At 53.3% G+C, this 8,924-nt stretch carries 10 protein-coding genes; 5 read left to right on the plus strand and 5 right to left on the minus strand.

Going from position 1 to position 8,924, the window contains the following annotated elements:
- Both H8Q75_RS07080 and glmM read right to left on the minus strand, forming a co-directional pair.
- Window positions 1-583 (minus strand): methylenetetrahydrofolate reductase (locus H8Q75_RS07080; RefSeq protein WP_297040991.1); only part of this gene is annotated, 583 nt, incomplete at its 3' end.
- A gap of 55 nt (window positions 584-638) precedes the next feature.
- Entirely contained in the window at window positions 639-2,009 is a 1,371-nt protein-coding gene (gene glmM / locus H8Q75_RS07085) for a phosphoglucosamine mutase (protein ID WP_024124816.1), read from the minus strand.
- Between the two features lie 165 nt (window positions 2,010-2,174).
- Between glmM and rfaE1 the strand changes: the two genes are divergently transcribed.
- On the plus strand, window positions 2,175-3,197 hold the full coding sequence (gene rfaE1, locus H8Q75_RS07090) for a D-glycero-beta-D-manno-heptose-7-phosphate kinase (RefSeq protein ID WP_024124817.1): 1,023 nt from the start codon (window positions 2,175-2,177) through the stop codon (window positions 3,195-3,197).
- Here rfaE1 and H8Q75_RS07095 read toward each other — a convergent pair.
- Window positions 3,194-4,891 (minus strand): N-acetylmuramoyl-L-alanine amidase, encoded by a 1,698-nt coding sequence (locus H8Q75_RS07095; protein ID WP_051372798.1) that lies wholly within the window; start codon window positions 4,889-4,891, stop codon window positions 3,194-3,196. The two genes, rfaE1 and H8Q75_RS07095, sit on opposite strands and share 4 nt — an antisense overlap.
- Before the next feature lie 435 nt (window positions 4,892-5,326).
- Between H8Q75_RS07095 and H8Q75_RS07100 the strand changes: the two genes are divergently transcribed.
- Window positions 5,327-5,551 (plus strand): hypothetical protein, encoded by a 225-nt coding sequence (locus tag H8Q75_RS07100; RefSeq protein WP_024124819.1) that lies wholly within the window; start codon window positions 5,327-5,329, stop codon window positions 5,549-5,551.
- Window positions 5,552-5,619: 68 nt separating this feature from the next.
- Window positions 5,620-5,898, plus strand: coding sequence for a hypothetical protein (locus H8Q75_RS07105; protein WP_297040992.1), 279 nt, complete (start codon window positions 5,620-5,622; stop codon window positions 5,896-5,898).
- Here H8Q75_RS07105 and H8Q75_RS07110 read toward each other — a convergent pair.
- Both H8Q75_RS07110 and H8Q75_RS07115 read right to left on the minus strand, forming a co-directional pair.
- Window positions 5,895-7,097, minus strand: a complete 1,203-nt coding sequence (locus tag H8Q75_RS07110) for an anion transporter (protein WP_024124821.1) — start codon at window positions 7,095-7,097, stop codon at window positions 5,895-5,897. The genes H8Q75_RS07105 and H8Q75_RS07110 overlap by 4 nt on opposite strands.
- Window positions 7,098-7,388 (minus strand): hypothetical protein, encoded by a 291-nt coding sequence (locus H8Q75_RS07115; protein ID WP_071823297.1) that lies wholly within the window; start codon window positions 7,386-7,388, stop codon window positions 7,098-7,100. It lies immediately after the preceding gene.
- 117 nt (window positions 7,389-7,505) lie between these two features.
- Here H8Q75_RS07115 and H8Q75_RS07120 point away from each other — a divergent pair, with 117 nt between their 5' ends.
- Together H8Q75_RS07120 and H8Q75_RS07125 are read left to right on the plus strand one after the other, a co-directional pair.
- The gene (locus H8Q75_RS07120; protein ID WP_041429094.1) at window positions 7,506-7,811 is read left to right on the plus strand and encodes a DUF3155 domain-containing protein; all 306 of its coding nucleotides are present in this window, start codon (window positions 7,506-7,508) and stop codon (window positions 7,809-7,811) included.
- Between the two features lie 646 nt (window positions 7,812-8,457).
- The coding region (locus H8Q75_RS07125; protein WP_297040993.1) for a transglutaminase N-terminal domain-containing protein at window positions 8,458-8,924 on the plus strand (467 nt) is incomplete at its 3' end.

The following is an 8,924-nucleotide window of genomic DNA, read 5'->3' on the forward strand; positions in this document are numbered from 1 at the left end:
CAAAGTCGGTAATCAACTGCGTTTGGAAAAACTGAGCGCCCGCTGCCAATTTACGCTCAAACCGTTGTTGCAGCCCCGACCAACTGGCAGACTGGGGATCGACGGCAGCACCGGCAAAGAAATGTGTCGCTCCATCGGCTAGGGGGCGATCTTCGCTATCTACCCCCTGATTGAGTTGGCCAATGACGCGCAATAGACGGACAGATTCCAAATCAAAGACGGGCTTGGCTTGGGGATGATCCCCAGCTTTGACGGGGTCACCCGTAAGTGCCAAAATATTGCGTAAACCAAGGGCGGCAATGCCCATGAGATCCGCTTGCAGAGCAATGCGGTTGCGATCGCGACAGGCTATTTGACAAATGGGCTCGAACCCCTGCTGTTGCAACAAATAGGCGGCTGCCCAAGAACTCATCCGCAGCACAGCGCGACTGCCATCGGTGACATTGACCGCATGAACTCTCCCCTTCAGATGGGCTGCTTGGCGCAGCATTGTACTGGCATCCCTACCCTTGGGGGGACACACCTCGGCGGTAATGAGGAACTCACCCTGCTCACAGGCAGCTTGAAAACGCGAGACTGACAAGGAAATGGCTAGAGCGCGACTAGGCAACTATCATACACACTCGTGGTGCCCCTTCCTAGGCGGCCAAATGGGCACTCACCGTCTGCACTAGTGTCTCCGTCCAATAATCAGCAATATGCTGCTGTTCTGCTTCCACCATGACGCGGATAACCGGTTCTGTACCGGAGGCACGCACCAAGACTCGCCCGCGATCGCCCATATCCAGTTGCGCTTTGGCAATCATCTGTTGTAGAGGTTCACACTCTTGCCAGTGAAGCCGCCGCTGACGATCCTCAACCCGAACATTGCGGAGAATTTGCGGGTAGGCAGTAAAACTTTGGTCTCGCAGTTGCGCTAGGGATAGACCAGAATCCTGAACTAGGGTCGCTAGGTGCACTGCCGTGAGCAGGCCATCCCCCCCCACGCCATAGTGGCGGCAGAGGATGTGTCCCGACTGTTCGCCCCCCAGCATGGCACCGTGGCGCAACATTTCTGCATGGACGTATTGATCGCCCACCGCTGCCCGTACCAGTTGTCCACCCCGCGCTTGCCAAGCCCGCTCAAAGCCCAGATTCGACATCACAGTGGCCACAATTAAATCCTTGGGCAGTTGTGCCTGCGACTGGAGTTTTTGTCCCCAGAAATAGAGAATGTGATCGCCATCAACCACCCGTCCTTGACTATCCACCGCCAGCACGCGATCGGCATCGCCATCAAAGGCAAATCCCATAGCAGCCCGGGTTGCACGGACAGCCTGCTGCAAGGGTTCCAGATGGGTGGAGCCACAGTTGACATTAATCCGATTTCCATCGGCGCGATCGTGGAGAGCAATCACCTCAGCCCCCAGGGCATGGAAGACCGTAGGTGCCACCGCCACCGCAGATCCCCAGGCCAAATCCAACACCACCCGCAGTCCTCGCAGGGGTTGACGATCCTGAAGGGGGGCTTGCACCGCATGGCGATAGCGCTGGAGCAGTTCGGGGCGATGATGCAAATGTCCCCAATGTTCGGTATGGGGGAGCGATAGGCCAGCATTTAAGTGGGCTTCAATGGCTTTCTGCAGATCAGGGCTCAGTTTGCTGCCATCACTGCCAAAAATCTTAATGCCGTTGTCGGCGGGGGGATTATGACTGGCGGAAATCATAGCACCCCCAATGGCTTCTGTGGTGGTCGTTAGGTAGGCAATACAAGGGGTCGGACACAGGCCCACATGCCACACCTCAAAACCAGCGGCAGTTAACCCTGCGGCCAAGGCGGTGGCCAACATATCACTGGAGTTGCGGGAGTCTTGACCAATGATAAAGGGGCGCTGGGGTGCATCTGTTGTTTGCCGCAGGACTTCCCCCACCCAGTATCCCAAGCTCAAGGCCAAGTTGGGGGTTAGCAACTCTCCCGCCCGTCCACGAATGCCATCGGTTCCAAACCGAATCGGCTGCTGCCCAGTCATGGTTAATTCCTCACGCCACACCAACACTCGCAATTTTCTAGTCGATTCCCTTAGCTATGCAGAGGAGGATTTGTAACATTTATTCACTATCTCTGGACTATAGCATCTCTATACACTTTCCCCCACAGGAGTATTCTGGATCAGCGGGAATTGAGGCGAAGCAAAATGTTACCACCCGACCTGCGCCAACAATTGCAATCTTGCCAAGGGCGACTCCTACACCTTTTGCAGTCCTTTTCTTCAGCAAGGGTACTAGTGGTGGGAGATCTCACCCTCGATGAATTCCTTACAGGGCAGGTGGAGCGCCTCTCACGGGAAGCCCCTGTGCTGATTTTGCGCCATGAGTTTACCCGCCAAGTCCCCGGCGGCGGTGCCAACGCTATCTACAATTTGGCCAAGCTGGGCGCTCAGGTGCAGGCCGTTGGTCTTGTGGGTACAGATCCCCAGGGAGAAGCACTCTGTGGCATTTTTCAGGAGGCAGGGATTGATACGCGGGGCATCTTGAAGGAGAGCGATCGCCCCACAGTGACAAAAACGCGTATTTCAGGCCATGCTCGCCAGTCGGTGACCCAGCAAATTGTCCGCGTCGATCGCAAATCCGATGATCTCCCCTCCCCGGCCCTTCAGGAAGCCCTAGCTGCCTTCATTCGCGAGCAGCTCGGAACTGCCGATGCGGTAGTTTGCTCCGACTATGGGGATGGTGTCTTTACGCCCCCCGTGATTGCCGCCGCCTTAGAGCATCAGCGCACAATTGTTGATACCCAACGGGATTTAGCCCGCTATCGCGGTGCTTTCCTATTTACACCGAACCTGCCAGAGGCAGAGGCAGCGGTGGGCTACCCAATTCGGACGGAGGCGGAGGTCCTGCAAGCGGGGGAAGACCTGCTGGATTTGACAGGGGCTAAATATATGCTGATTACGCGGGGGGATGCTGGTATGAGTCTCTTTAGCCGGGAGGCAGCGCCCTATCATTTGCCCGCCTTTAACCGCACAGATGTCTTTGATGTGACTGGTGCAGGCGATACGGTTGTGGCTGCTTTAACCCTTGCCCTTGTGGCGGGTGCTAGTCTTTGGGAGGCGGCAGTTTTAGGCAATTTAGCCGCCAGTATTGTCGTACGCCAGTTTGGTACAGCCACCACATCCACTGCAGAGATGGCGGCAGCCCTTCACTCTTTGCTCGAAGATTAGTGCCGCGTTGCCTGCTGCAACCATTCAAGAATGCCTTGGGCAAGGGTGCGGGCAAGCTCACCTTGGGCTTGGGGGTTAACAATCCACTCAAACTCTTCGGGGTGAATCATGAAGCCCAGTTCTAGCAACACCGCAGGGGCAATTGTCGGACGAGTCAGGGCAAGGTTATTCCAAAACACACCGTAGTGCTGCCGCCGCAGTCGCTGAGTTAAGTAACTCTCTAGGAAAACCGCAAGGTCGTGGCTTTGAGGGTGATACCAAAAGGCGCCAATCCCTTGGGTATGGCGGGCATCGCCAGCATCGGGAAGAGCATTGTAGTGCAAGCTGAGAGCAAGGGTGGGTTGGGCTGATTCAATGGCGAGACTGCGATCGAGCAAGTCCAGATCAATATCCTCTGTGCGCGTTAAAATGACCGTTGCCCCAAGGCGTTCTAGCTCCGGTGCCAGTTTTTTTGCCAGTGTTAATGTGACAACCTTTTCTGGGGTACCATCGGGACCCCGTGCCCCCAGGTCCTCAGGCCCGCCATGGCCAGGATCGATGAGGATTTTAATCCCCCGCAGGGGTTGTGTGCCCCGCTGGAGTTGTGGTGGATGGCGCAGTTGCAGCAGCAGCCGATTCCCTTCATAGGCGACGCGATAGCCCCACTGTTGGCGATGATGAAGCGTAAACCGATACGCCACCCGTTGCTGATCAAGGGGGGACCAATCAAGGCGCTGGATGACAGGATCAGCATCGAGGCGAATGATGTCGGTTTGGGGAATCGTGTTGTAGAGCGTCAGCGTGAACTGGCGATCGCCCTGCTGAATGGCAATTGGCACCGGCACATCTAAAGGAAAGCTGATTTCTGTCCAACCCGCCCGCTGACGACTGGTAATACTGCGAATGGTGGCTGTTGTCGGCAGAGCACTGGAAAGGAAGCGCACTTCCTCGGCGCGGATCCAACCCCCATAGTCCAGATGCAGCCAATCCCCCGTTTGTCCTCGCACCCGTGCTCGCGTTCCCACTGGCAGGGGCGTCAGCCGTGAATAATCGGTGCTCGGCCCAGTGCGTGCTACGCCCCCAAGGGAGCGGTTGACTTCAACAACGGGTAAGTGCGTCGGCTCAGCCACACGAATGCGGGCACCCAGTTGGCGCTGGCTTGCAAATCGCCATTGAATTGGGCCATAGTCCCCCACCTGGGTCAATTGCAGGCAGTTGCGGTACAAGGAAGGGCGAGTAGTGACCACATCGGCTTGATGAATCAGTGCAGCAAGATTAGAGGGCAGTTGCACTTGGGGGGGTAGGGGTTCTAGGGGCAGAATGCGCTGACCCACTTGAACTTCAACGGCGCGATCGCCGGGGGCAGCAGCGGTAAAGCAAACAATGTCATTGGCTAGCCGCACTAAATCAGCTGTTGGCTCTAGGGGTTGTGGACTGGTCGGTATTTCGGGCACGGCGCGGGTAATGGCAAACTCAAGGCGTTGATTTCCCCCTTGGAGAATGATGCGATTCAATCCGGGTTGCAGAGGAAGACTGGGGGCAAAGTGTCCCGCTGGCGAGCGATCGCCAATCACTTGACCATTGAGCGTCACTGCGACCTGGGGTGGGGCTGTACCAATAAAGAAAATCTGGGGGGCACTGGTGGTGTGCTCCCGCGGCGGATAAACCACTTGTAGGGAACCCTGCGCTCTTGCTGGCTGGAGTGAACCCACCATGAGTGCACTCAGGAAACTCAAACTCAACCTATTCACCCCCAACCCTCATACCTTCCTTAACCTTTTCTTCAGATTACAGCTCTTTATCTAAAATGCGGGATGCCTATGAGGCTGTTTTACCTAATTGTGATCCTGCTTCATCCTTTTGGAAAGGACTGTTATAAAAGTCAATCACTTCTCAGACAAAGAGAAGAAATTCTCTCTTAGGCCACTTATGGAATCCTTTGATCCCTGTCAAATTAGCATATTTTTTAACATTGGGATCGTTGCCATCTCCGGGAAATCCATTCATAATAAAAAGCATCCCCTCTCATAAATTTTCTTAATGTTGCGCAACACTATTTCTTTGGTCTCGTTGTTTTGAAACGTAAGTTTGCGCAGCACTTTTTATCACAAGTCCGTGTCCATCAAAAAGAATTTAAGGATTATTTAACTATGGTTACCATGCAAACGATTCACTGTCCTCACTGTGGTAAATTGGCTCTCCGCCAGCGCTATGGTTCCGTGAGTCACACCCAATGTCCCCACTGTGATTACGTCCTAACGATGTGCGATCGCACGGGACGGGTCCTAGAGGCCTATACGCCGGAAATTACCCATGTCGGTCAGTATGGCGCCAATCTCACCTGCACCATAGAGTGGACAAAGGCACTTTGCTAGCAAGGATTTATTAGAAGAATCTAAAGATTGATGAAGGAAATTCTGAGAGTTGTTAAGATAGTTTACATATGGCTATCTTACTTCTACTGGTACTGGCATTTGTGCTGTGGTCGGTGCGACTCCTCCACGGTGCTTATCGCCTTCGGGATTTTTCCCTACTGCTGGCCAGCGGCCTTGTGGCCATCTCAGCGGGAGGTGTCATTTTTGTCTATAGCCTGATGAATGGCTGTGTTGGCTATCTCAGTCAAGCTCAGCCTATTCCCGAATCTGATGCTGCTGTCATCATGTCTGATGTGGCCTATTTTGAGAGTGCCGCTGGAACCACAAACGTCACCTCTAGCCCCTAAGTTCGACTGAGAATCCAAACGGTGGCGATCGCCAGCGTGAACACCGTGAGTGGAGCACCAAAGCGCAAGTGCTGCCAAAAGGAAAACCGCTCCCCGGAGCTAGCAGCTGCCTCAACTGTAATCAAATTAGCCACAGCGCCAAAAAGGGTGAGATTCCCCGCGAGGGTACTCGTAGCTGCCAGGAGGTACCAGAGTTGATCGGCACCTTTGGGAATAAACTGCGCTAATAGCAGCACTGTCGGCACGTTAGAGATCAAATTCGACAGCAGTGCTGTAATCACCACGAGGGCCAAGGGCTGATTCACCCAAGGGCGCAAAGCGCCCAGTAAATCAAGGTTTTGCATACAGCGGGTCAGAATAAACAGACCCGCAAACAGAATCAATAGTGACCAATCCACCTGAGCAAGCACCCGCTCTGGCTTGAGACGGCGGGTGACCAGTAAAGCCGCTGCTGCCAATAGAGAGGATTCTGCTAAGGGAAAGCCCAGCACAAAGGCCAAAAACATCAGCCCAGAGACAATCAGGGTCTTGTGGAGTAACCCTTTTTGCACCGGCACCGCTTGGAGCGTAGCTAACGTAAAAGGTTGGCGCGATCGCACCTCCGGATAGAGCCAGCCCAACCAAATCACTTGCAGACCTAAGCCCAGCCCTGCAATGGGTACCATCACTTGGGCAAACGGAAGGTACCCCAACTCGGAAAACGATCCCACGAGAATATTTTGGGGGTTGCCGCTAAGGGTGGCTACAGAGCCGATATTGGTTGCCCCCGCGATCGCCAGCAGGTAGGGTACTGGATTCAAACCCAAGACATGGGTAATGCGCAGGGTTAAAGGCGTCGTTACAAGGGCAAGGGTATCATTCAGAAAGACCGCCGATAGTATTCCCGTCGCCACGGTGAGAAACACCAGCAACCCCAAGGGACTGCCACTAAAGCGCACCACGGTCACCATCGCTATTTGAAAAAAGCCGCTCAAGCCGAGATAGGCATTCACAATCATCATGCTGAGCAAGAACACGATGGTTTGGGGATCAATCGCTTGCCATGCAGTGGGTAGATCAATCGCCCCTACGGCAATCAACAGAGCCGCACTCACAAGGGCGATCGTGGCGCGATTCATGTCTAGCCCCGGCACCCCCCCAAGGGCCAAGGCACCGTAGCTGAGGGCGAGAATCAGGAGTTGCAGCAGAGACCCCAACACCTACTGTTGGGTTTGAATTTTCTTGGCCTCTAGGGCATCAAGCAATTCCCCAAGGGCCGCAAGATCATCGCCATCATATTCCCGCTTCCACAGCAGTTGGGAAATTTGGTTTTCAATAGCTGAGGTTAATACTTGGGTTTCGAGCACCCGTTGCACTAAGCGTTGGATCATCATAGGGGTTTGGCAGCTTAGACAGTTGTTCTCTAGGGTAGCCCATTGGCTGGGGGGGCAGGTAGGGGCACCGGGATCAGCAAAGCGTTGATCCGCAGCGGGGGATCGTTGTCCCGTCAATAAATCGTGTTGCGATAAATTAAGGAAAGTTGAAATTCTAGGATACACCAGATATACTAAAGGGCAACTTTTGTAAACTCAATCACAGTACTTTGAAGGCAAAGGAGGTAAGGCAACTTGGCCAGAAGACGGAAGCGGAAGAGCCGGCGGCGTCTCGAAGGGCGCAAAATCCTTGAGTGCGTACCTCAATATAGCATCGAAAGTGGCGAAGATAAACCCGTGACAGCGGCCCGAAAATTCATTCAAGCTAAGGGGATCACCCCGCCCGCTTTAGTTCTTGTTAAGCGGAATGAGCACACCACCGATCGCTACTTCTGGGCAGAAAAGGGCTTGTTTGGTGCGCAGTACGTTGAAGAAAACCACTTTTTATTCCCTAGCCTAAGGGAACTTGCAGAAGAAAAAATGGCAGCCACCACCCGCTAGGCTGTTTTTTACAAGCATCCTTTTTAGGGGGAGTCAGGACTTGCTCTTGGCTCTTTTTGCTTTGGTGGTGAGAGGCCCAAGCTTTGATCTTTTTGCGCCATTTACTTATGGCAATTTGGAAACTGTCCTCATAAAATAGAAATAGCGGAGACACACGTTTCCGTTCACTCCTCACACCACACCCCGCCTGGACAGTTATTGGTTCGGGCGGCTTCCTTTTTGTAAAGGTTTATAAAGGCTGATCACTCCCAAACGTGGTCAGGATCCCTGAGATAGTCCTTGACTTTGCCAAATCCGCTAGCTGGCTAAAGGGGCTGGTTTGAGCGTATTTTACTCATGTCTCTAAAAGCTCATATTCACTCAGTTGGCTTTGGGTAGAATACTTTACAGAATTGTACTTGTTGACCTTGGCAGCGTTGTCCTGCCCTGCTTGTTCAACTTTCAACTTTCTTCTCGGCTTCTTGAATTTTACACCAGCCTTCGCTAGCAGCGGCCGCTGCTACTGCTGGGAAGATGATAGGAATGATGAAAACCACAGTGATCCTTAAATGAGATGAGCGAGGAGATGTCCAACCATTACCACAAAAAGTGATAAAGTCAAGCCATAGAACAACAGATTTTATGTTTTTTAACCAAGAAAATTAAAATGCAATACCGCATTTATCATCAAACCACCTACACCTACAGCGCTGCCGTTGCTCTTGCCCCCCACGATTTGCGCTTGATTCCCCGCAGTGATGGCCACCAACGCCTGCGATCGCTCTCCCTGCAAATTTTACCGACTCCCCAAGGTCACAGTCCTGTCCTCGATGTCCATGGCAATCACATTCAGCGCTACTGGTGGTTACCGCAGCCCACTGCTTCCCTAACGATTCAGGTCACTTCTGAAGTAGAAACCTATTGCGCCAACCCCTTTAACTATTTGCTCGAATCATGGGCAATCACACTCCCTTTTAACTATCCGCAGCGGCTGGCAACTAGCCTGCATCCCTATCTATCACTGCCAGTGGATCCGGTTGCCTATGAACTGGCTTGGCAAGTTTTAGCCAGTGGCGATCGCCATGTCCTCACATTTCTCAGCGATCTCAATAACAAAATTTACCGTACGTGTCA

It is taken from the genome of Thermosynechococcus sp. OHK43, assembly GCF_014466085.1.
Classification (GTDB): domain Bacteria; phylum Cyanobacteriota; class Cyanobacteriia; order Thermosynechococcales; family Thermosynechococcaceae; genus Thermosynechococcus.